The following is a 22,230-nucleotide window of genomic DNA, read 5'->3' as shown; positions in this document are numbered from 1 at the left end:
GGACATATACATCGCGGAGGCAATCGTCGGCAATCGACCAGATGAACGATATGAGCTTGTTATGGGTGGTGAGGTTCATGATGGGTTTTGTATTCTTTATAGGGCCGGTGCGGCTATGCTGTCTCAAGGGTATGATTGATTGCTGAGTCGGAAGTCTCGATTGGCAACCTATGGGGTAGCGGGAAGAGCCGCAATGGCCATCTACCCGTCATGATAGATGGCACCGTTCACTTCCATCATTCTTTGACGAACTCAGATTGATGAGTACTGCCGATAACGCTCGAGCCAACTTTCGAGGAGTAGCGGGTGATCTTTCTTGCGATGTGAGGATATCGACTGTGGCGGCGAACGGGCTGTTGCGAAAGCGGTCGTTGGCTGTAGAGATGCCACCCGGCGGGCCATCGCGAAGAAATCAAAGAGTTGCTTGGCGGCGAGATGAACGATATTGGCTTCCCGCTGGATGCGATGCGACAGGTGATCGCCATAGAACGCATCTTCAACGGCTTCGACGCGCTCATGTGCTCCCTTTTTTGTCCGAGGACTTCCCACAGCGATACGACGACGTGGTCTCCATCGAACATGAGGACCATATCTTCGAGGGCTCATTGCACGAGGTGAGGCGCGGCTTCCTGATCGCGTGAGACAAACTGAAGCTCTTCATCCACGGATCGATGACGTAGGAACAGTTTCGGCCGGCGGCCGCATATTTTTGTGCGGCCGCCGAAATAATTGCAGGTTACACAACTATAAGCTACATGTTCACACCTACCGGGAGGAGAGACAGATGGCCGAATTAAGCGACGCAGTTCCCCGCGACCGTTTCATTCCTATGTTTGATGACGTTCGGGAAGAGATCGTCGCGACCGATATCGATGCGCTGGAGGCCCACCGCCCCAATGATGTGGTCGGCGTTTCTCTCTACGTCTGGGATGAGATGGTGCATCGGGGAGTGACGAAAGAGCCTTTCAAAATCGCTCCCATCATCAATAGCGGGATGGTCGGCATCTATGATTTCGTTCGAAAGGAACTCGGGCGGGAACCTGTAACGGATGTGTATTCGACGCGGTTCTTCAACGAGATCGATCCAACCATGTCCTTCGTGGACGTGACACTACTCCAGTGCTTTCCCGACGACATCCATATAGCCGACGTCGAGTTCGCCAACAATCGTCGTCCGATTGATGATACCCCGCCGGTCAAAGGAGCTCGGAATTACCATGGGCTCAACATTTTTGACGATTTCCTCGAACGGCTGAAGGGTGTGGCCAGGGACCGTGGCGCAGGTCGGCTATCGCTGATGGTTGGTGGCCCGGGACTGTACGAAGTGTTTGCCCGCCACGGCTTCAAGGTCGGGGATTCCGTAATGGCGCAGATGGCGTTCGAGACCACGAGAGTGGGGTTCGCGATGTATCAGGACATCTGAGGCTAATTGCGCCGCCGAAGCCGCAACCGCTCACAAGCGACGATGAAACCAATGAAGCCGAGGAATAGCACCTCAAAGCTCGGTCTGCATCTTGTGGTTTGCGGCCTCAATCTCAGCATGTAGTGAAACTGAAATCCGATGACTCGGGGCCACCTCAACCAAGGTAGCTACCTTAATCGGCATTACCACCGGATTTCCAGTCAAAGGGTTGCGGGCAACTGTGGGGAATACGGCGAGACAAAGGACCGCGCCGACCGCTTTCTTGCCAGCAAATATTCGATCAATTTCTGCTTGTCCGTTGTCGATGACAACTTGGGAAACCATCTGAGTGAAAAGTTCGACGGCCCTTGCAGCAGGAATACGCCAGTCGATGTAGCAGCCGTTCTCCGGCCACAGACCGGCTTTCGCGATGCGCGGCGTCAGTTGAAATGCAACGATTCCTTCGCTGGCTTCAGACAGTTCAATTTGGTCGACCCCCTTTCTCAGGTGATCTAAAAGGCTCTGCGTATGGGGCGACCTAATTGTCTTGAATGCATAGGCCCGACTTGTTTCCGGACCTACAGCGATTACGTCGGGATTATCTCCAAGCGAGTGCTTGGGGTGGTCGAGATTGATGCACACCCCGCTGCCCATCAAGAGACAAGCCCAGTAAAGTTCGATGAGCTTATTATAGACGTCGGCACTACCGTATGGCGGCTCTTTGGTAAGATGTACCGCGCCAGAAGCCAACATCTCCAGGTGCGGGACGAGCGAACCGAAGTCCGGATGGTTTCTAACTGCAAAGACCTTGGCGGCCAAATCATGGACCGCCACTCCAGCAGTGTACTCGTCGCGCAAGTCATCGGGCTTTCCGGGGAAACCTTCACGAAGGTGCTTCAAAATTAGCCACAACGGAAGCATATCGTCGCCCGACACGCCGTTCGCGGGAATGCTTATTCCCTTAGATGCAAGAAGGGCCTCGAACCGATCGACGGTCTGCATCGCATCACTCAACTGTAGAAGCATTCCTGAACTCCCTATTGTGTCGAAGCACATCGATCATTTTGAGACGAGTGGTCAAGTCGCATCCTGGAGATGTTGGGTTGCCATAAGATGCCGGCGGCGGCAGGCCGCGTCCGCTACCGCCCGCAGATTTTGTCACGACGCACTCCCAAGCCTGTTTTCGGTTAAACGACGCCGAGAGAGGCAATCATGCCTTGGGGTAGTGAGAATGCCGGCGAAGACCACGCCGTGCGCCATCTCGTGCCAATGGTGAGCTGGTGAACGCCGTAAGGTCCGCGTAGAGTCAAAGTTCTCCAGCGCTTTGACTTTCGGGTGTATCCCCCGACCGAACGCTCAACCCCTCCCGTTTCATACCACGTGGCCGACGCGACATCGATCGTGTGGTCGCCGAACTCCCCTCGCCAGAGGCTGCCGTCGGACGGATCGACGTACCACAGTTCGTTGTAGCCGAGCGCCTTCGCCCACTTTTCCCAAGGCCGGATCGTGTATTTCGAGATAACAATGCCGCCGGGCGTCGGCTTGGAATTCTCTTTTATATCTGATGAAAGGATGCCGACCCATAGAACCGGGACCTGCGCTGCGATGTAGGCCTTTGTTCTCGCCTCGATGGCGGGATACAGAATCGGTGTGTGCTGGATTTCGAACGCCCACCGGCTCTGCCCATTTGCCGACGTGACGAACACGTCGGCGCGGCGATCGCCCTGAATGGACAGCACGTTCACCTCGTAGTTGGCGACATAGCCCAGTCTGCGAAATGCATCACGCAGCGCGACCTTAGCCTCGAGGTGCGCTGCCGTCTCCCCCTTTGCCCAAGAGCAGTCGGTTGGAGGCTTGTGCGCGAAGTGCGCGATCTTGATCTGCCCTTTACGCAGGGTAACTGGCTGACCGCATTCCGGGCAGTGATAAGAAAAACCCTTTGCGGAGATCGCGGCGTCCACGCTCGTGCCGTTCCAATTTGCTGTCAGCATTCGGCTAGTCCTTTGCTCAGGCTGCTATCAAGGGTCCTTCAACCGCAGGAGTTCTCGCTCGACTTCCTTTTCGAACCGCCTCAACTGGCGCAAAATCATGTCTCCGTTATCGAAGAGCTTTGCGCTTCGTCGAGCGTAAGACGAGAAATTGCGGGCTGCGACCGAAGTGAACCGCTTTCGCAGTTTCTTGGTGTAAACCTTGCTGGCCTTGCCTTGAGCAATCGCCTTCGCGGCAACATCGCGGGTGCGACGGAATCCCTTACGCATCTTGCGCCATTGCCGCGACAGCGAGCTAGGGCGGATTGCCGCACCTTCCCCGTGGAAGGTGAAGCCGAGATACTGCGCGGCCTTCCGCGATGCGAGCGCAGCGTTTGCAGGGTCGAACTCGGACACTTCTGTCTTGTCCCTGCTGATCTCCAGCGCGTCGGCCGCGAGAAGGTCTTCGATCTTGACCTCTACGTCTCGTGCATGTTCGAGCTGGCACACGACGAGGATATCATCAGAGTAACGCCGATATAGCGCTCCGATCGAGCGGCAGTAAGCGCTCATCGCAATATCGAAATCCAGCATGTACAAATTGGAAAACGCCGCGCTGATCGGTGTTCCCTGCGGTATGCCGAATGTGTTCGGGTTTTCGTGTATAGGGATGCCAGATGCCTTCACCTCCGCGATGGTGGCGATCGGGTCCCGCGTCCTTCGTTGAAGGCTTTGTAAGAAGGTAGGCTGCGCGCGGAGGTCATCCAGGTGGACGAAGCGGAATTTCGTCATGAATCGAAAGACCTTGAACCAGCTTTCTGGAAGGTTTTCGACGCCGAGCAATCGTCGGAGCCGGGTCTTGAGCAGTCGGTGATCGAGGGTGTCAAAGAATTTCGTTACATCGTAGGCCAATATGGCGACGGGTGCATTGGAGCGGGCGTAGCGATACACGTCCGATGCGAAATGATAATTGCCCTTGCCGAGCGACCGGTATGCGATGACGTTTTCATCGATCTCGTGCGAGGCATAGGCCGCCTCCAACCGATGGTTCAGCAACCAAGCATAATAGGAGAGAACGCAGGCGTCGCGATGTGACGCGAACTTGATCGCGCGGTCCTTTAGCCTAGTCTTGTGATCCTTTGGCTTGTAGCGCTTCTCGGATTTGACGTAGTGGATCATGGGCGAGAACGAGTGAACCTCCACGAAGTCCGGCTGCAGCACTTGTTTCGCGAACGACGGGCCGACCTGACGATCGAAATGCCTATATCCTCGAGGAGCGAACCAGCCTAAATCGATCAAGCGTCGCGGCTCCGCAGAGTTCGGGGAGTTGATCCTGACCCTGGACCCCAACTCGTAGAGCTGGACACTTCCCGAACGCACGCCGCCATCTGTCTGTACCTCAATCGATTGCATCGAATGCGATCCCGACACGGGTCTATTAACGCGAGGCGGTATTGTGTAACCACGGAGGTCCGAGCCATGCTCGATATCTCGTTCATCATTCCATACCTGGTGGCGAAGATCATCGATCTCGTCCTGCCGGGAAGCAACTTCGAACTTGACAGTCTCAACGGTCCGACCCGCTGGCCAATTCCAGGGGCAAACACAACGTAGGTGTGCGAACCCGATTCTGCAATCTCGTGTCGCCTGAAATACACAAATTACTTCAATACGGTAGCCGCCCTCCCAGAATGCCAGGCTGAACACAGGGTCGTGGCACGCCTTGACGCATCAAGCATGAAAGCGTTCGCGCTATCATGCTTGATATCATCATTGATAGCTTGATTGATGTCATGCATGAAAGCTTGATTGAACGGAATTTTACAAGTATCGACAGAGGCTCTGGTGCACTCGGTCGTGGAGGATATTCAATGCCAATAATTTGCGCCGCCAACCCAAAGGGCGGAGCTGGAAAATCCACAACGCTGTTGGCGATCGCATCGTGCCTTTCCCACCAGGGTGCATCTGTCATCATCATCGATGCAGACCCGAACAAGCCAATCACCGACTGGCGTTCTGGGAATAGCGCCCTGCCGATACAGGTTCGTAGCGACGCGACCGAAGCGAACATTCGTGACTTGATCAACGAGACTGCGGCAGAGGCACAGTTCGTTTTCATCGACCTTGAAGGCACAGCGAGCCGGCTTACCTCCAGAACGATCATCCGGAGCGACCTTACGCTGATACCCTTGGCTGGAAGTGCACTCGATGCACAACAGGCAGCCCGGGCTATCAGTTTGGTACGTGAAAGCGAAGCGGACATCGGCCGAAAGCTGAACTTTGCCCTGACTTTCAATAGGACCAGCCCGCCACCGTTCGTTCGCCGTATCGAACGCGAGATCAGCCAGCAAATGCGGAAGGGAAACCTACCCGTTATGAGCACCCACCTGCATCGTCGTGAGGCCTACAACGCGATGTTCATGGAGCGATTGGCGCTTCATGAACTGAACCCCGCAGCGATCAACGGCGTTCCCGCCGCCATCGACAACGCAATGCAGCTGACTGGTGAGGTGCTCGAGCTTCTCCAGAAGCTTTCTGGTGAGAAGGCTGCGTGATGACAAGAGATTTTGGCTTCGGCGACGAGCGCAAACTCGACGTGTCCCAATTCTCTCCGCGCGAGGGAAACGATCCCTCCAAGGACGACCTTAGCCTCGGAGACAAGGCCGCCGACAGGGCCGGCTTCAAAAGCCGTGAAGCTGTCGAGAGAGTAGCGCGTATGCGTAAGCCATCCCAGCCGTTTGACCAAGCATTCGTCAGGGCACCGATCGAGGTCATCAACCGGTTCAAGACGTTTTGCAACGAGACCGGAATGTCATACGGGGAAGCTTTGGATGAACTGATGCGCCGGGCGAAGGTTTAGGCGCTCACCGGATATAACTGCCTTTGCTGGGCAAGCACCGCTAGTTCGTTTTATGGTGGGTTAGGTGCCGGGTTTGGCACTTAGCCTCCCACTGACGGCTGCTTTCGGGCCCAAACCGGTCATTTGCAATTGCCAACGGATCACACGTGATCGCCGTCATGTGAGCGGCGGGGATAAATCGCCAGCCAGTCAATGATGACACGAATCCGGATCGTCAGTTTCTTCGGTCGAAGATACCCGAAACTACGAGTAGATAAGAACGGTATGTTGCTCGGATGTGGCCTTTTTCGCGTCTGGTAGAGGACCTTACGGACGGTGCCGGACTTCCGCGATGGCTCCCCACGACATTATCAAAGGCCTGTGTATCAGATTTTAGTCGCACGCTTTGACCTCAGCATCAAAGAAATCGGCACGTCCGCTCGAGCTTTGCCTCCCAGATTCCGCCGGGGATGAGTTCCTGCATTAAGCAGATTTAATGCTGTTTACATGTCAACAACTATAGCGCGACGTTACACTTTGATATTAATCAAGTGAGAGCGCGAGAAATCGCCGTACCGATTTGAGGCCGAGGTTACCTCGTTCGATCGCGTGAAAAGGAACCACCGTGGCCTGCTCCAGAGGAAAAGCTCATCCCAACGCGGCAACTAAGCTGAGACTTTTCGTGGACTCCGCCGGGTATTGCCAGAATCCGGGATGCAACACAGCGTTATTCCCCGAAGGACATGACGGGCACCCGCACATTGCCGAGATGGCCCACATCTTCGCAGCCATCGACGGAGGACCGAGAACAGAGGAAACGTTGACCGAAGAGGAAAGGGGCGACTACGCGAACATAATCTTGCTCTGCGCCAATTGTCATACGCTTGCGGACAAAACGCCTGAAACCCACCCGGCGACCCTTATGGGTTCGTGGAAGCGTGGCCACGTGGAGAGAATACGTCAGGTTTTCGGAGTGCGGAAATTCAAGACCCGAGCCGAGCTCCGCTCCGAAATCGAGAAGCTTCTCCGCGAAAACCGGGCAGTCCATAAAACTACAGGTCCCGATCTCGAGTATCAGGCAAATCCCGAAGCCGAAGAGGCGCACATGTGGCGGGCTCGGATGCGATCGACGATTATTCCAAACAGCAACAAGATTCTTCTATTCGTCGATAGCAACATGGGATTGCTGACGGATGGCGAGCGGGAAGTCGTCGAGCAGTTCAGGCTGCACGTCAAAGGCCTTATTCTTCGGCACCTGGAGGGTTTAAAAATCCCCAACATCAGATTCCCGACTGAAATGGCGGACATCGCAGCATGACCACGCAGGAATTCGTTTCTAAGGCTTTGACAGCGAGCCGAGATGTCTCCGATCATACTTGGGTGACGTCAGAGATCGTCGAAATCGAGCGGCCTGAAAAACAAACGTTTCGGGCGGCCGTGATCGCCAAGAAGATGGTCTTCCTCGACCACGTGAAGCCGCTCACCGCGTCGGGCGTTGAGGTCATCGTCAATTTTCCTAAGGTGGGCATGTGGGGGGCCGATGCCATCGAATTCTGCGAGGCGAACGGTGTCGCGTGGGGGCGCTATGGCGTGCTGCTCAAAGCCTTGGACGCCGACTTTCCCGCAGAATCTCGAGACCCCCAAATCCAGTTCCCGCGCCGCGCGCTGTTACAGCACACGAGGGTCAAACAGGTCGGGTTTATCAACGATCAGTTGCTGACCGTTCGTCACGATACCGGGAAGGTCCTGAGGATCGCGCTCGTCTACAACTACGATCTGGCCCCCGAGGACATTCGGAATGCACGCGAGCGCCTCGGAGAGTTCGATCTGGTCCTGAAAAACAACCCGAACGGCTCCATACTCGACGGCGTGGCGGAGGCAGCGGAGAGCATGGGGGCGGAGGTCTTTGAAATCGCAGGTATACTTCGATATCTCGGACGCTTGAAGTGATCTCTGGCGATGATGTTTACTTGGTAGGCGTGTTTAAGATGATCAAGGAGTGCCAAGATATCGGACTGGATGCGGACTGGTACATTTTCGGGTCCGCTAGCCGCGAGGATACAATACCGGCCGATATCGATATCCTTTGTCTCGTCGAAACCTACGAAGTGGGAAGAGTAATTTCTAAGGCGGTAAACAGCCATCTGCTTCGTAGTCCTATTGATCTCAGAATTCTCTCTCGCGAAGACGAGGGCAGACTCGATTTTATACGAAGGACCGGCAGCATTTGTCTTGCCCATTCGAATTCGCTTGAATGGCGTAGCCATCGCACACCCGAACTATCCACAGGACGCGACTAACCGGGCGGAAGGAATGTCGCGGTACGAGGGGCCCGTTTAAGCTCTTCCGCCAAGACCTTGGAATGAAGGAAAAGTCTTTTGCCGAGGCCGTGGGCTTCTCGGCGAACGACCGTTCATCTCCCGTTGCGGGCATTGCTCGCATCGGGGTAGCCCAATAGTTCTCGAACGCGAAGCGGCTGGCGATTAATGTCAACTATTGGCCCGAAGCCGTCATCGATGGGAAGACTGCTCTATAGGCTCTGAATTTGTCTGCGACGTTGGGGCGTCCCATACCTGCTCCCATCCTTCGACCTGACTGGACGTAAGACGTTCTGACATTCGCGCTAGTCGTTTCGTGTTGAAGACGATGCCTCCAACCGGGACCGAATGGCTTCCCACCGGCAGGTGAACATTCACCAAGGCGACCTTTCCGGCCACCAGCAATATTTCCATATTGGCTGGCAAATGCCCCTGAGGCAGCAATATTCCGCGATCAAACAAACGTTTGTGGTTCTGTCGAACGGTCTTATGCGTTGAGCGGGGCATAACAAGAGTCGTTCGCATCCTTTTACCCGCGTTTCGCAGGGCGTGGCCTATACTCGCAAGGCTTTCACCCACTTTAAGACTTCGGCCCCAAGTCGCGCCGTTCGGTCTCAACCAGACGACCTCACAGACCTGATCTGGTGCTTGGAAATCTCCCACCATAGCGATCAACCGATCGAAATTTCGCGGTAGATAAGGTGCACCTGTGGACGCGATGAATTCTGCCCCCTCAAGCGGTAGGCTTACGAGTGCCTCACGCCACGCATCAGTGCTGTCAGGATTGTTAATAACGTCGGCGAACCGTGAATCGCCGGTCATACGTTCGAATTCGGCCGCCGCGTTCGACGCGGTGTCGGCCCCAACCTGTAGATGCCATGCATCGCTTGCGGCTACAGTCAGCTTGTTATAATTCGCAGCGCTGTCGTTGAGGTCCGTGAAAGTCGGCCGAACCCTCAGCCGGTCCATGTCGAGGACCAAATCTGCGCGTAATATCTGATAGCCGTAAATGCCACCCTCGACGTCCGACACCGAGTAAAGATTCACTGCGTCAGGATCGGGAAAACGACGAATTCGTCTCGCGTAGTCTCGGAAATTCTCCTCGAACGCGGCGCGGGCGAACGCCTCCGGCATATCGCGAGCCTCTGGAAGCTCCGCCACCTTGACGAGGTAGTCAGCGGACCGAGCACGTGACCGTGGAACCATATTTCGACTCACGAGATCGTACCAGACGTTTTCTATGATCGGCGAGGTTTCCACCACGTGCGGAACGCCGGACGTGGACGAAGAGCGAAACAGCTCTCGGCCAGCAGGGGCAAGTTGGACATCGTCGTTTACGATCTCCACGAGATTTCTCCGACCCATATCCGTGAGAACTGTTTGCATCTCACTGGTCGTGAAGCCAAACCACGCCCGCATGCGACTCACGGCCATTCTGTCCAGTATGGCCAGAAGCCGCAACACGAACTCATCAACGACGGGGAGCTGGCGATCTCGTGTGATCGTGGCCCGGACTGTGAAGCGACGGCACGATACTTGGAAATCGATCGAGTCAACGACGATACGATCAGGTGCCTCGCTCATTGGCCAATCTCCGTGGCAGGTCTTACTTGCCCATCTGTCTGAGACATGGAATTCACCTTCGAGAGTACCGTCTTCATAGGGGACCGACATTTCGGGTCCGACCACATCGAGGTGTCACCAAGGATGTAGAGACGCTCCTTGGCGCGAGAAATTGCTACATTGCACCTATTCTCGCGACCTACATGCCCAGACTTCTTTTCGGAATTAGAGCGAACCAAGGTCACGATGACAATTTCGTTCTCTTTCCCTTGATACGCATCGACGGTATCGATCACGACAATCCGACGGAACTCTTCAGGAAATGCTTGCTGAGACCATTCGCGTTCAATTCGTCGTTTCTGTTCGCTGTACATGCAAATGACGCCGATTGCCGGCTCACCGCGCTTGGACAGTGTCTCGAGGAGTGTGGCCTCTTTTGAAAGCCGATGGAGTATCGACATCACGCCGGTGATTTCGGCTTCATTCCAGATATCGCGTCCGGAGTTGCGGTCGCGCTCTGTCGCGCCAGACATATCCGCAGTGTCAAACCAGACAACAGGGGTTGCTAGATCGTTTGGAAGGCAGTCAAAGGCCCTATCGTGTTCGCGGTCATTGGATGGCTTTAGTCTAACACCATAGGGAGCGTAGAAAGTCTCGGAGACGAGATCGCTGATTGCGGGAATCATCCTATACTGTTCGTCGAGAACCTGAGCGTTTCGACGTCCATAGGATGACTCAAAAGCTCGCTCAAAGTCTGTTTTGTCCAGCGCAGCTTCAGCGTCGAAAAACTCCTCGGCAAGCGACTTTTGAACGTACTTATCTACCATGGGCCTGAGCTGCCTTTGGTCACCGACCAAGACGACACGGCTTCCTAGTTGCAGCGGCACGGAGAGTTCCCCACTCGTGCATCGCGCAGCCTCGTCTACGATTACCCAATCAAACGTTCCTTGGTCCAAACGAATTTGCGACTGACCAAGGCCGACGCATGTCCCTGCGACCACCCGCCGCGTCTTCGCAAGAAATTCGTCGAAGTTCCGATGTCCTGAAGAAAGCGTTTCTTTCCATTGATTGGCAAGCGATATCAGCTGTTGGACCGTCACTAGGTCGCTTGGAGACGCCTTAGGGTGGGCGGCCCGCACTGCATCGAAAGCCTGCTGAAGAGCCTCTGCGATGTCCGTCGGGTCTACGCCTACATCACGTCCTAGAATCCTGGTAGCTTCCCTGGCGAACGCCCTAGATAGCGTCCGTATCCGAGCACCCGAGCGACGCCGCTCTTCTTGGGCCACATCGCCCAGAGCGGCAGCCCTTGCCATTTCAATTGAGCGTTTGAGCACGCCGAGTTTCAATTCGACATTGATGACGTCCAGAACGAACGACTTTGGAATTCCTACCGCGGAAGCAGCGTGCGCCACCCGCGTTTTCAAGCCATTTTCAAACCGGACCCGATGTCGATCTCTCAAAGAACGGGCCTGGTACGGCCGAACCCGCTCTGTGGCACCGCGCGAACCAACCCGAAGAAGGTCGGCATATCCGCCATGCTTCCTGTAAGTCTTGAGCAATTCCTCCAGCACGTTGTTGACGGCCTCGTGGGACTGGCTGGCAACGAGTACTCGTCTCGCTCCACCATCTTTTAGCAGCCAATGTACTAGACTGGCTATGAACTTCGTTTTGCCGGACCCCGGCGGGCCCTGCAGAAGCCCAACAGGTCCGGTCTCCACCAAGGACCGGAAAGCGGTTCGCTGACCTTCGTTTAACTGATACGTGGAAATCTTCTTCAGCGATTCGGGAGTATCGTAGCTGACCTCCGGCGCATCCATTGTGGGATCAAAATAATCGATCAGATTTGCTATAACGCTGGATCGGCGTGTGATGCGCTCTACCGCTTTACGTCGTCTCTCCTTCGAGACGCGATCCCTTCGGTCCACCAAGGCGACGAATTCGCCCTCGGAAACTGGTGAGCGCTGGTCCCGTACCGACAGTCGACGATTATCACAGTTCGGAATATCCAGATATCCTATCAAACGACCAGAATATCCCCCCAGTCGCACCTCTACCGTGTCGTCGTCTTCAAACTCGATTGGAGTTGCTGCTTCGTAGTAGTAGCTCGCCGAATTCCCTACATCTGGAATACGGCGATCGATCCGAACACGTGGAACAGAATCTTCCTCGAGCTCGGCGGACCGAACCCACATCCGTGCAATGTCCAACGATGCTGTTCCGAGCGACTCGGGTTCCGGAGGCTCATCGTCATAGAAGTCGACTTCGTCCTTTTCCTCGAGTTCAGCATCGTCGGGACCAGCGTCGGGTTTCTGAACCGGTACCGTATCTCTTAGGAACTCGGCAAATTCCTGCAGCCCTTGGGCAGGACCAGCATTCAAAGTGAGTGCGATGGGAATGGCGTGGCCGCGACCGAGCTCCTTGAAGCCCGTCTCGAAAACCTGCACGTCATCCACTTCAGTGTTGCGCATCCTCAGCAACAATCGGCGCTCTGGACCGGTAATCCAAAACACATCCAGGCCGCCGGCGGTCCTGTGGGCTAACACCCAGAGCGCATCATCTACTCCCTTCAAAGGGCCGGTAGGCAAGCCGGGATACTGCAGCACGAAGGTCCGAAGAGCTGGCTTGGAACGCCTCTTTTGTTCCATCGAAATGGCTTCGAGGAGAGGATCGAGGGTTTCGACGGTATGTCGCCCAAGTTCTTGGCGGGCCGTTTCGACGACGTTCGTGAAAGCCGAGCTCGAATGGCTTTCAGCAAGGCCAACGACCATCTTACACACGGCATAACGATCAATTTCCTGATCCGATTTTCTCTCATGATCCTCGGGAACCCAAGACATGCTTCGCAGCCGGCCGCCATCGGTTCGAGAAATATCGAGGAGGTCAATGAGCGTTACCGCGTTGCCACTTCCTACGATCACATTTTCCGGATGGAGATCGCCATGGGCTAGGCCTCTCGCATGGAGTGAATTAACTGCGGCAACCAGATCGTGAAGAACGTCGAGAAGCTGGTTCTCGTCCTCAGCCTGATAGCTCGAAAGCGAGGCTCCATCGACCCATCGCGTTACGACGAAAGGCCCGATGCTCGAAAGTCCACTATCGACGACATGGACTATGCCTGGCTGAGGGACGCCCTTTAGGGCAGCGCCCACCTCCAACATTGCTAGGAGTGCATGGTCTCGATGCGCGTTGCCTCTCTGGATGCCATTCCAGACTTTCACAACCACCTTGCCAGACGAATGATTGCTGTCATAGCGAGTCGAGTTACCGCCGCTCGTTAGCGCCCCCGCTGGCGAGTAGACGACATAGGGGATTGTGCGGGTCTCAAACTCATCCAGTCGCGATTGGTCCACAGCCGGTCCCGAAGGAGTTCTAAGTTCGCCGATCGCATCAGCGAGCTCGCAGGCGTCACGGTAACGGGCGTCGGGCGACGCCACGGCCTTCTCCGCGACCTCCATCCATCCGGGAGGAAATACCGTTTCCTCGCCTTCGAATTCAGCAAGTTCACGCATGATCAGCCCGAGGCTGAGAACGTCACGTTGCTTTGCCGTAGCGGCCAGTCCATTCGATATGGGTTCAGGTTCCGCATAGGTTCCAAGTACCTCGAGATAGTCCCCGACCGACTGATCATCTGGAAGACGCGCCGAGAAGAACCCCGTGAGATTCATACCGGTCGGCTCACCCAACCATACCGCGTCACCGCCGATGTCTCTGTGAGCTACATCTTTATCATGCAACTCGGCGACCATCGACGTCAGCGTATGCATGATGTCAACGCGCTGCTCTCCTTCAAGATCAGAGCCATTTCGTTGTAGATACCGCCTAAGCGTGGTCCACCCGGGAGGCACCGCCAGCAATTGAAAATGTTCCGTCAAAACTTCATCTGGCGGACTGCCGACCGATTTGAGGATGCCCCGTTCGGCCATCCAGCTTCCGTTTTCGCTGAGATAGGCTACCGTCTTCAGCTCTCGATCTGCTATTAGGCGACGGCCCTGCGGCTCATTCAGGCCAACGGGCAAATTGTCGAAGCGAAACAGCCGCAACAGGCCCTTGATACGCTCTTCCTTGGCAAGCTGCGTGCGATGTTCGCGCCAAATGTCCTTCCGATGGACAAAGAAATTTTCGTCTGTGACGTTGTAGCCGTCCCAACTCATTTTCATTGGCTGGAAGTACGCTGGATTGCCCAACACCTTGTCAAAGTCTTTGACAAGCATGTTTGGCCTGACACTGTGAAACGTCACCGTGCCGAGCAGGCGATTTCGGTCCTTTGCATCTCCGAGAAGTTTAGCTTCCTCGAGGGTCAGGACATAGGGTTTCTCATCCGCCGGGAGAAGATCACGAGTGGAAGTGCCCGTTAAAACGACACGAGAGTCGACATAATATCGGCCAAGCTGACCTTGTCCACGCAAGATGCCTTTAACTTTCTTGGCTTTGTCGTTTCCAAGCTGAACCGGCGAGCGTTGGGGTTTTCCGTGAACCCACATGTCGCCTTTCGTCGTAAGGGGGCCGTTCCAGTCCTTCAGTTCAAGCAGGACAACACGGTCGTCCATGACAACCAATAGATCGATCTCAATCGGAGCGCTGTTCGCGGGAAATGCGTTCAGTGACGCGAACATCAGCCAATTGGACGGGAATACCTTTGCTAGGGCCTCTACACCCTTCACCTCTCGATGATGAATGCCCGCGCTACTGAGATATCGAACTTTGCATGCCATTTGTTGCCCCCCGGCCCAGTCGTGCACTGCTCGCCGGCAACACAGGACACGCGAATGTCGGTTGATTCTCGAAGTAAGTCGAGATGAGAATAACAATTTCTGAGTGAAATCTTCTACCTGCCTGACCTGAGCTGGCAACTTGCGACATTACGCTTTCAATTGCGGCAATGCGAATGATCGCTAGACTGAAACGACAGGATCGACGGTAATTTCAAAGGTGATGTTACACACCATGTATTGTGTTTATACAGACAAGACAGTTGCGGAGGACGATGGCAACTGGGACCACATCGTTCCTCTTTCCTTAGGCGGCTCAAACGCATTTTGCGTCTGGAGTGACAAAGAATTCAATTCCAAGATGGGAACGTCGATCGACGGCGCAATTGCCAACGACTTTTTCGTTCAAATCTTGAGAAACAAAAGCGATGCCCGCGGACACAGCAAACGTCCGGTCGAGCCGGTCTGGCGCAAAACCACAATGGATGACCGGCCAGTCCAAGTTAAATTGCCAGCGGATAGCTCGCTGCCATTGCAGGTTTGGGACCCGAGAGCGCGCGCTTATCTCAATGAGGCCGAGACAACGGGAAAGTTGTTCAAGAGTGTGCACCGGATCAACGTCGACGATAATTTAAGGTTCTTGGCAAAGATCGCGCTCGGAGCCGGCGGTTTTTTGGTCGGAGACAAAATCAACAAATGGATTGATTGCAACGAACTTCGGGCGCTGATGGCATTCAGGCGAGCGGACGTTGGGACATACGCCCCCCTCAAGAATTCGAAGATCAAAATTGCCCACCGTTTCGACCATACGCTGGCAGACAGCGCCGACGGTCAAATGTATCAAGCAGCTTGTCGCAGACGGCCGATGGGGTCAATCGTAATTATGCACCGCCATCGAGAATGGCTGTCATTTCACGTTGGCATACTCGGTGAATTCATGGGTTCGGTGTTCTGCAAATCCGCCGAGCAGGCGTGGCCTATATCAAACCAGGACCAGGGCGAGGTCGTCAGTTTGTACCGCGGTGAAATGAGCCGCCATTCTATATTTTCATGGCTCCGGGACTGGCTCGAAGAAATCGCGAGGAAGGAAAACACGGATGTTGACGATTCCAATTTAGGCCAGCGTTGATTGGCGCGTCCCACAGCGATCGTTCAGCGTCTCAAGATCCTGTCCGCCGCCTTCTCCGCAATCATCACGGTGGGAGCGTTTGTGTCTCCCCGAGGCAGCGTCGGCATCACCGACGCATCGACCACTCTTAGCCGCTCGATCCCATGCACCTTCAGCGTGGCATCGACGACAGCTCGTTCGTCGATAAGCGACAAAGGGAGCCGGCTCTATGCCTGACCCATTTGTATCGAATGAACGACACCGAGAAGACTGTCTGCTCGACAAGACTCCACCTGCGCCGAACGGTCCCCTTGTCCTTCACGGGGAAAACGCCCTTATTTAAAGGCATTAGCAGGTGAGCCGCTCGGACAATGCTTCGACATTTCAACATGAGCGGCGGGGGGAAGAGACCCGTCGATCGGCACGCACAAACGGTACCTTCCCCGTTCATTCGCCATCAGACAAGCCGCGCTTTTGAAACGTATTCGAAGACTCCAAATTAAAGACTCCACTTCAATTCAAGACATCAAATGAAAATGGAGTCCATCATTTCCTGGGGCGCGACGCCAACCAGTAACCGCCTCCATCGTTTATCAATTCTTTTGTTCGCCAGAGGACGCGGCTCAAGAACTTCGCAGGGTCACGAGTTTCGATCATTATCCCGGCGTCGACAATTCTTTTGAGTATCTCGCTGCGGTCAAGCGGGCGATCCGACGCGGCTAGCTCACTGAGTGCGAATTCCCTTATCTTGCTGGATATACTGTTTTTTTTGCCTCTCGTCGTGCGTGGGCCACCCTCAAATGAAGGCGAGACCTTGGTGGTCATCACATCTTCGAGTGCGGTGATGGCGTTTTCAATTTTCTCTAAGTCACGCTTCCACGATGCGTTCTTCGTGCGCATCTCATGCAGCAAGGTAACCTTTTTCGCCTTCAGCATCTCAAGCGATTCAAGAATGGTCCCATCGCTGTCTCTCTGTTCCGTTTCTACCGTCATCTCAAATCGCTATTGGCGTCTCATCTGGAGTATGCTAGCCGAATGGAGTCCAACCGGCTTGTGGGCGATTCCATATTAGTGATTGCCGCACGGTTGGTCCATGGAGTGCGGCGGCCTTTGTCGCGGTTAACAACGGGCAGTATTATGTGGAATGGGCGCTTACGTCCCGCAGGGACCTACCACACAGTCAGCTGGAGGCCTCATCCGAGTGACCCTCATCTGCAGCTGCCTGTCTTGCTTCTACGCAACAAGGGAGAAGTGACATCCCGGGAATATCTGCCGGCCACAAAATATCTGTTCGGAATTTCAGCCTCACCGACCACCCTGAAGAAGCTTCCCTCCATGCTCGGCCTGATATGGGATTGCCTCGTCGAGCTGGAGATTTCTCCTGAGAGCCTAGCGGACGTGACGGAGGTCAAAAATCTGATGATCGCGATCTGCCGATTCCTTCTTTATGGCGCGCGTTCGTCTACCGCCGGGCAACATGGGATATCGTCGTTGGGTTGGTCGCCGAGGTCGGGACGCGTTGTAGATGGTCTGGGCTTGGCGTTCGATGCGTTCGTCAGGGACCTGCCGTCCAGTGTTTCATCCGACGACCCGTTCCTAAAGAAGTGCCCAGGCCTCTTCGGCGGTTCGTTTTCTTTAGCCTACAAGAAGGCCAGAAGGGAAAGCGCTGGTTTCAGCCGTGTCGCCCACCGGGGAGAAGCAGGTATCGGACACAACGGCCCTCCTGAGTCTGAACCTGCCGCCCCGAAGCCGATACTGGATAAACTCAAACAGAAGAACGAGAGAAAAAGACCTTACATACTGTCCCCCACGAAACGGTTTCCCAAGGACCACCTGGTCCCCTTCCTTACAAAGGGGTTCCGTTTGGAGTCAAAGGCTCGCCGGCGCGACGAAACAGGCGAATTTGCAGCAAAGCTGCTCCTCGGCGGCATCCGCGGCTCCGAAGTTATGAACTTTTGGGTGAACGATCTGACTGTCGTGGGTGGCCGGATACGGGGATATCTCAGAAGCCCGACGCTGTTTAAGGAGCAGAGCGGACGGACCCGCAGAATAGAATTGGAGGAGAAGTACGGCCTTCTTCCGCGCACCGAGATCAAGGGGAAGAACCACGCCGGATTTAAATCGCCCGCACTCGATGACGACTATTCAGCGAGGATACACTGGATGGTGGGCAGCGAGGAATTCCTCGGGCAATCGTTCGCGAGATACATCCTCAACGTACGTGCGCGGGCTATGGCTGAACGTCGAGCGCTCGGCCATCCGGACCATCCGTATCTCCTCGTCTTTCCAAAATCGATCCCGCATCTGGGTATTGTTGTAGGTGACCCTTACACGATGAGTGCGTTTCGGCGCTCGTGGAAACGAGCAGTCCGGCGTTACGCCAAACTCGCAAATTTGCCCGAGATGTACGTGGCAAAAAACCTTGGAACGACAATCCATGCAATTCGACATCTGTGTGGCAAAACTCACCAAGAAGATGGCGACGGCATTCAGACCATCCAGATCAAGCTGCATCACAAATCCATCTTCAGCAGCATTGTCTACACGCTCCCTGACGACGAAGAGATTCACAACGCCGCTGAAAAGGTCAAAGAGCGGATAAAGACCGGAAACTTTGAATCGGAATTCCGGCACTTTGGCACCATGGAAGAGTCCGTGCGGACCTACGCCGAGAGCATAATGGGGGGGAGGTTTCGGCGGTGGTAAGCGCCCAACTCGTCCCTACCGAATCCTATCGTCGAGCATTTGCAGACGTCAGTCGATTTCCGCGGCTTGTTCAAAGCGGACTGACCGCGATCTCGTCCAATCGAGCTTCGAGTCGTCGGCGGATGTGTGCCGCCATCGTGGGACCACCTTCCCTTCGCGTACGCGCGGCCAACGCCGCGAGCGTCAGGAAACCAGTCCGTGGACTACCGACCTCGCGAATGATCCGGGCCCGTGAAGGCAGTCGGCTCTCTATCCCGATCCACGCCAAACAGTCGAGTTGTATCTTGCCAGCACCTAAAGTCGTCCATTTCAACAACGGTCCGACCATCATCGTCAAAAATGAGAGGGAAAGGGATTTCATTGCGGAGATAGTGACCAATCTCACCAACCTGCAACCCAGCTTCCGCTCTCGACTAGATAGGTGGGAAGCGAGCGCTGTATCGGACCTCCCGATTCTATGTATCTATGCCGGCACGCTCGTGAAACACAACGCGAGCGGCAATGTCCAATTGCGCCTTCATGACTTTGTCTACGGGGCGAAGGATAGCATCCCGGTGCAAGTCGCCAATCACATGCTGGACAACAGCGATTTGGGGGCGGACGTTCTTCGGATGTTCGACAAGCTCGAAATTCCGAATGATATTTTTGGAACGCTCGAGTTCTCCGACAACAGGGCGAGATACGAGCGGTTTTACCGATACCACGTAGCGGCAATGGCAATGTGTATTTCAGGAGCAACTCGCTTCGATGATATCGGCAAACAAAATATATCGAAATGGCTATCGTTCTATTACAACCACGATAAGCTCAGCTTCAACAGGCCAGATTTGTTTATCTCTAATCTTGAGATACACAAAAAAATATTTAAGGTAATTGCAAAAGCTCTTGGACGCCACTTCAACGACCAAGATATATTGGGTCTTGGCATGGTAAGGCGTACCGAGGGGTCGTTTGCCAAGAACCTGCTTGAGAATCCACCAGAACATCTGGCGGATTTGGTTCGTCACTGGAAGCAGTGGCGAAACAGCGAAGCCCCGTTGTCAAAGTCCCCAAAGGGATCATTGAGGTATCTGGCGGACTACCTGACCCTTCACAAAGATACCGCAACGGACCTCAGTGCTTTCCTCCGCACCAACCGTAAAGTTAGTTTTCTCGAATTTTACAAGAAAAGAAGGCTTGAAAGAGGGCTTGAAGAATTGTCGGGCGGTGACGAGTTCCCGCTCATCCGGCGGTTCTCCAATTACCTGGATAGACAACTGGGAAGCTCCAAAACAGTTGGATTATTTCCGCTCATATCAGCGGAAGACGACCGCACATTTAATAGACAGCGCAAGGAGAGAGGCCTAGCCATAAAACGCCACGAGGCACGCGCTACGCCTCTTCCCTATCACTATTATCAAATATTGAGGGAGATACTCGAAGAAGGCGAGAATGGATGGCCGGGAAGGCATCCCTTGTGCCGGGCCTTCATCCAAGGGGAAGACCGATATGTACCTGTCTTGCCGACGTTGTACCTGGTTCTATTCGACATACCACTGAGAACGGTGCAGGTTCGCCGACTGTGCAGCGGCGAAGGCGACCCACGAACCTTCAATGGGGACACGCTCGCCTGGGGTCCGAACACGGGACCTCACGCGAGCTATTGGGAGAACACTGAGCGGACCGATCCGTATAGGGGTTATGCTCGAATGACGAACAATCCGAGCATAACCGGCTTCTATATCAATACCAACAAGCATTCTGCGGCATACGTGGTCCCTTGGCAAAACGTCGACCTACACCGGATGCTGTACGACCTGAAAGTTTGGCAGGAGACCTGGAATCCAATTAAAGGCCCTGTGCAACTTGAATACGACGGCGACCCCGAAGAAGGTGCAAAGGATACGCTTCCAAAGATTTTCCCACTGTTTCGAATGCCGGCTGGCAGGCATGCGACGAAAATCAATCCGCTGAGATACCAGCAATGCTCGAGGTTTTGGCTCGACTTGATGCTCGAGGTACAAACCAGATGGAACGCTAGCGCGGCTGAAGAAGATCGTGACGTATTCGTCACGATGACCAAATCTGGAAAACAGGTTCAAAAGTCCCGGTATAGCTCACATGGAATGCGCGTTGCGGGAATTATGATTCTTCTGCAGGCAGGACTGTCGATCGAACTTGTCAGCAAGATGTTCGCAGGACACGCGACCATACTGCAGTCTATCTACTACGCGAAGTTCGAAGCGAGCTTCATGTCCAGCTCGTTTGATGACTTGGATGTTGCGGGAATGGTGCGAGCGCGCGCCGAACTGTTCAGAACTGCCAAGGAAATGGATTTCGACGACGCCAGCAGTCGATTGGTTGCCGGGTCACCAGACCTTCTGAAATTGGCGCTATCGGCTATTGGATCATGGGAGAGACGAGACCTCGGAATTTGCCCATACAGTGGGCAACGATGCCTCGATGGAAATCCGGAGGGTGGTATCGTCGAAGGCGGCTACGGAAACTGCCTCCTGTGCAAACATCATCTGACCGGGCCCGAATACGCCCACGCTGTATGGTCGTACGGTTGCCACCTCTTGTTCCGTCTAGGTCGGATGAACCGTCGGGTCATAGCGCTAACAGAGGAAATCGACCAGATGCAAACCGAATTGAACACAATGGACAGAAACCACGAGGATTTCCGCGTGTTGTACGGGAAGAAGAGAACAACTGAAACTATTCGTAATACCGTCACCCTTGACCAAGTTCCACTGTCCAAGACCCTTGCCGAGTGCGTCAGGCTGCTCGCTGTTTTCGAAGAGATGGAACGTCGAGGCCTTGGTGAAGATCAAGGCGCGACCCTCATCACCTCGCCGAACTCGTCGCTGGACCATACGGAGATATCCGAAATTCGACAGGCTCTCGGCCTGGCCGAAAACGCGGAGATTTATAAGAGTACTTACGATCCGGAGGTAAGCCACGTCCTGATATCGTTTGCGCAGGAGGCCGCACTCAGCTGCGGGTACCGACCCGTAGCCATGCCCTCGCGCTCGCCTGAACAAGCCGAGAGAGCCGCGCGACACACCATTAAAAAGATGCTGCGAGAGGTCAGTGAGCAACAATTGATCAGGTTGGAAGCTGGCGCGATCGAAATGAACGACCTTCTGCCAGACGACGTCGCCGAGGATATTTTCGTGAAGGGACTTCAATTGGAACGGCTGGACCGATCCCCGCGAAGTGGTGAACGCCAACTCGAAGGAGCAGGAGCATGACGGTCAGCAGCAGTGAACGTGTTTTGGATGCCCGTGCGTTTATCCTGGAGGAAGCGGAGAAAGCGTCGCTTGGAATCATCGCCGCGGACCGGTTGAACGCCAGGCACAAAAAGTCGGTCGAGAACTGCGCCAGGATTCACGAAATCGCCAAGGCATTGCTGGCCGACACGGATCGGCCAATCCGGCCGGACGCCAAAGGATTGGTTCGATTTGCAGCGATTGAAGGGATTCCGATGATCGCTGTGCAGACCGTGAGGAATAACTATCGCAACATGACAGCAATCTGGACTGACGCGCACACCAAGCTTGTCACGCACCTGGTAGACGAAGGGGTCGAAGTATGACGGTCAACAACACTAAATCCGCCGTTGATCCCCGTAAGTTC

16 protein-coding genes and 1 pseudogene are annotated in these 22,230 nt (G+C 54.8%); 10 read left to right on the top strand and 7 right to left on the bottom strand.

What is annotated here, in order from left to right:
- Nucleotides 1–784: 784 nt before the first annotated feature.
- Nucleotides 785–1,423 (top strand): hypothetical protein, encoded by a 639-nt coding sequence (locus tag ACPYOJ_RS28320; RefSeq protein WP_481419210.1) that lies wholly within the window; start codon nucleotides 785–787, stop codon nucleotides 1,421–1,423.
- Nucleotides 1,424–1,495: 72 nt separating this feature from the next.
- Here ACPYOJ_RS28320 and ACPYOJ_RS28315 read toward each other — a convergent pair whose 3' ends face one another.
- The 3 genes from ACPYOJ_RS28315 to drt2 all read right to left on the bottom strand — a co-directional run bounded on the left by ACPYOJ_RS28315 (nucleotide 1,496) and on the right by drt2 (nucleotide 4,782).
- On the bottom strand, nucleotides 1,496–2,428 hold the full coding sequence (locus ACPYOJ_RS28315) for a hypothetical protein (RefSeq protein ID WP_481419209.1): 933 nt from the start codon (nucleotides 2,426–2,428) through the stop codon (nucleotides 1,496–1,498).
- A 161-nt stretch (nucleotides 2,429–2,589) separates the two neighbouring features.
- Nucleotides 2,590–3,363 (bottom strand): competence protein CoiA, encoded by a 774-nt coding sequence (locus ACPYOJ_RS28310; RefSeq protein WP_481419208.1) that lies wholly within the window; start codon nucleotides 3,361–3,363, stop codon nucleotides 2,590–2,592.
- A 57-nt stretch (nucleotides 3,364–3,420) separates the two neighbouring features.
- On the bottom strand, nucleotides 3,421–4,782 hold the full coding sequence (gene drt2, locus ACPYOJ_RS28305) for an antiviral reverse transcriptase Drt2 (RefSeq protein ID WP_481419207.1): 1,362 nt from the start codon (nucleotides 4,780–4,782) through the stop codon (nucleotides 3,421–3,423).
- A gap of 66 nt (nucleotides 4,783–4,848) precedes the next feature.
- Here drt2 and ACPYOJ_RS28300 point away from each other — a divergent pair, with 66 nt between their 5' ends.
- From ACPYOJ_RS28300 to ACPYOJ_RS28280, 5 genes are all read left to right on the top strand, one after another.
- A complete protein-coding gene (locus ACPYOJ_RS28300) occupies nucleotides 4,849–4,983 on the top strand; it encodes a hypothetical protein (RefSeq protein ID WP_283196531.1) in 135 nt (44 codons plus the stop codon).
- 143 nt (nucleotides 4,984–5,126) lie between these two features.
- Complete coding sequence (locus ACPYOJ_RS28295) at nucleotides 5,127–5,924, top strand: AAA family ATPase (protein ID WP_481419206.1); 798 nt, start codon at nucleotides 5,127–5,129, stop codon at nucleotides 5,922–5,924.
- Nucleotides 5,924–6,229 (top strand): hypothetical protein, encoded by a 306-nt coding sequence (locus ACPYOJ_RS28290; RefSeq protein ID WP_481419205.1) that lies wholly within the window; start codon nucleotides 5,924–5,926, stop codon nucleotides 6,227–6,229. The genes ACPYOJ_RS28295 and ACPYOJ_RS28290 overlap by 1 nt, the downstream gene beginning before the upstream one ends.
- Before the next feature lie 604 nt (nucleotides 6,230–6,833).
- Nucleotides 6,834–7,526, top strand: coding sequence for a hypothetical protein (locus tag ACPYOJ_RS28285; protein WP_481419204.1), 693 nt, complete (start codon nucleotides 6,834–6,836; stop codon nucleotides 7,524–7,526).
- On the top strand, nucleotides 7,523–8,158 hold the full coding sequence (locus ACPYOJ_RS28280) for a hypothetical protein (protein ID WP_481419203.1): 636 nt from the start codon (nucleotides 7,523–7,525) through the stop codon (nucleotides 8,156–8,158). The genes ACPYOJ_RS28285 and ACPYOJ_RS28280 overlap by 4 nt, the downstream gene beginning before the upstream one ends.
- 560 nt (nucleotides 8,159–8,718) lie before the next feature.
- On the opposite strand, the gene ACPYOJ_RS28275 is transcribed toward ACPYOJ_RS28280, so the two are convergent.
- Nucleotides 8,719–10,110 carry a hypothetical protein gene (locus ACPYOJ_RS28275; RefSeq protein ID WP_481419202.1) on the bottom strand — a complete coding sequence of 464 codons (1,392 nt, stop codon included), beginning with the start codon at nucleotides 10,108–10,110 and terminating at the stop codon, nucleotides 8,719–8,721.
- A complete protein-coding gene (locus tag ACPYOJ_RS28270; RefSeq protein WP_481419201.1) occupies nucleotides 10,107–14,801 on the bottom strand; it encodes an AAA domain-containing protein in 4,695 nt (1,564 codons plus the stop codon). The genes ACPYOJ_RS28275 and ACPYOJ_RS28270 overlap by 4 nt, the downstream gene beginning before the upstream one ends.
- A 232-nt stretch (nucleotides 14,802–15,033) precedes the next feature.
- Here ACPYOJ_RS28270 and ACPYOJ_RS28265 point away from each other — a divergent pair, with 232 nt between their 5' ends.
- A complete protein-coding gene (locus ACPYOJ_RS28265; RefSeq protein WP_481419200.1) occupies nucleotides 15,034–15,927 on the top strand; it encodes a hypothetical protein in 894 nt (297 codons plus the stop codon).
- Nucleotides 15,928–15,950: 23 nt separating this feature from the next.
- On the opposite strand, the pseudogene ACPYOJ_RS28260 reads toward ACPYOJ_RS28265, so the two are convergent.
- Nucleotides 15,951–16,109: pseudogene (locus ACPYOJ_RS28260) on the bottom strand (GMC oxidoreductase); the annotation flags it as partial.
- 343 nt (nucleotides 16,110–16,452) lie between these two features.
- Nucleotides 16,453–16,899 carry a hypothetical protein gene (locus ACPYOJ_RS28255; RefSeq protein ID WP_481419199.1) on the bottom strand — a complete coding sequence of 149 codons (447 nt, stop codon included), beginning with the start codon at nucleotides 16,897–16,899 and terminating at the stop codon, nucleotides 16,453–16,455.
- Between the two features lie 258 nt (nucleotides 16,900–17,157).
- On the opposite strand from ACPYOJ_RS28255, the gene ACPYOJ_RS28250 reads away from it, so the two are divergent.
- The 3 genes from ACPYOJ_RS28250 (at nucleotide 17,158) to ACPYOJ_RS28240 (ending at nucleotide 22,189) form a co-directional block, all read left to right on the top strand.
- The gene (locus ACPYOJ_RS28250; protein ID WP_481419198.1) at nucleotides 17,158–18,612 is read left to right on the top strand and encodes a hypothetical protein; all 1,455 of its coding nucleotides are present in this window, start codon (nucleotides 17,158–17,160) and stop codon (nucleotides 18,610–18,612) included.
- A gap of 284 nt (nucleotides 18,613–18,896) precedes the next feature.
- Complete coding sequence (locus ACPYOJ_RS28245) at nucleotides 18,897–21,845, top strand: VPA1269 family protein (protein ID WP_481419197.1); 2,949 nt, start codon at nucleotides 18,897–18,899, stop codon at nucleotides 21,843–21,845.
- Entirely contained in the window at nucleotides 21,842–22,189 is a 348-nt protein-coding gene (locus ACPYOJ_RS28240) for a hypothetical protein (RefSeq protein WP_481419196.1), read from the top strand. Before ACPYOJ_RS28245 ends, ACPYOJ_RS28240 begins: the two co-directional genes overlap by 4 nt.
- The last annotated feature ends 41 nt before the right edge of the window (nucleotides 22,190–22,230 follow it).

The organism is Rhizobium sp. SVR5-9E (assembly GCF_056755095.1).
The sequence above is the reverse complement of the archived record's forward strand: the minus strand, read 5'-3'. Positions and strand labels throughout refer to the sequence as shown.

Bases quoted from the DNA above. Each gene is read 5' to 3' on its own strand.
- drt2 (WP_481419207.1), bottom strand. From the start codon at position 4,782: ATGCAATCGATTGAGGTACAGACAGATGGCGGCGTGCGTTCGGGAAGT.
- ACPYOJ_RS28270 (WP_481419201.1), bottom strand. From the start codon at position 14,801: ATGGCATGCAAAGTTCGATATCTCAGTAGCGCGGGCATTCATCATCGA.
- ACPYOJ_RS28315 (WP_481419209.1), bottom strand. From the start codon at position 2,428: ATGCTTCTACAGTTGAGTGATGCGATGCAGACCGTCGATCGGTTCGAG.
- ACPYOJ_RS28265 (WP_481419200.1), top strand. From the start codon at position 15,034: ATGTATTGTGTTTATACAGACAAGACAGTTGCGGAGGACGATGGCAAC.
- ACPYOJ_RS28280 (WP_481419203.1), top strand. From the start codon at position 7,523: ATGACCACGCAGGAATTCGTTTCTAAGGCTTTGACAGCGAGCCGAGAT.
- ACPYOJ_RS28240 (WP_481419196.1), top strand. From the start codon at position 21,842: ATGACGGTCAGCAGCAGTGAACGTGTTTTGGATGCCCGTGCGTTTATC.
- ACPYOJ_RS28290 (WP_481419205.1), top strand. From the start codon at position 5,924: ATGACAAGAGATTTTGGCTTCGGCGACGAGCGCAAACTCGACGTGTCC.
- ACPYOJ_RS28295 (WP_481419206.1), top strand. From the start codon at position 5,127: ATGCTTGATATCATCATTGATAGCTTGATTGATGTCATGCATGAAAGC.
- ACPYOJ_RS28255 (WP_481419199.1), bottom strand. From the start codon at position 16,899: ATGACGGTAGAAACGGAACAGAGAGACAGCGATGGGACCATTCTTGAA.
- ACPYOJ_RS28275 (WP_481419202.1), bottom strand. From the start codon at position 10,110: ATGAGCGAGGCACCTGATCGTATCGTCGTTGACTCGATCGATTTCCAA.
- ACPYOJ_RS28320 (WP_481419210.1), top strand. From the start codon at position 785: ATGGCCGAATTAAGCGACGCAGTTCCCCGCGACCGTTTCATTCCTATG.
- ACPYOJ_RS28300 (WP_283196531.1), top strand. From the start codon at position 4,849: ATGCTCGATATCTCGTTCATCATTCCATACCTGGTGGCGAAGATCATC.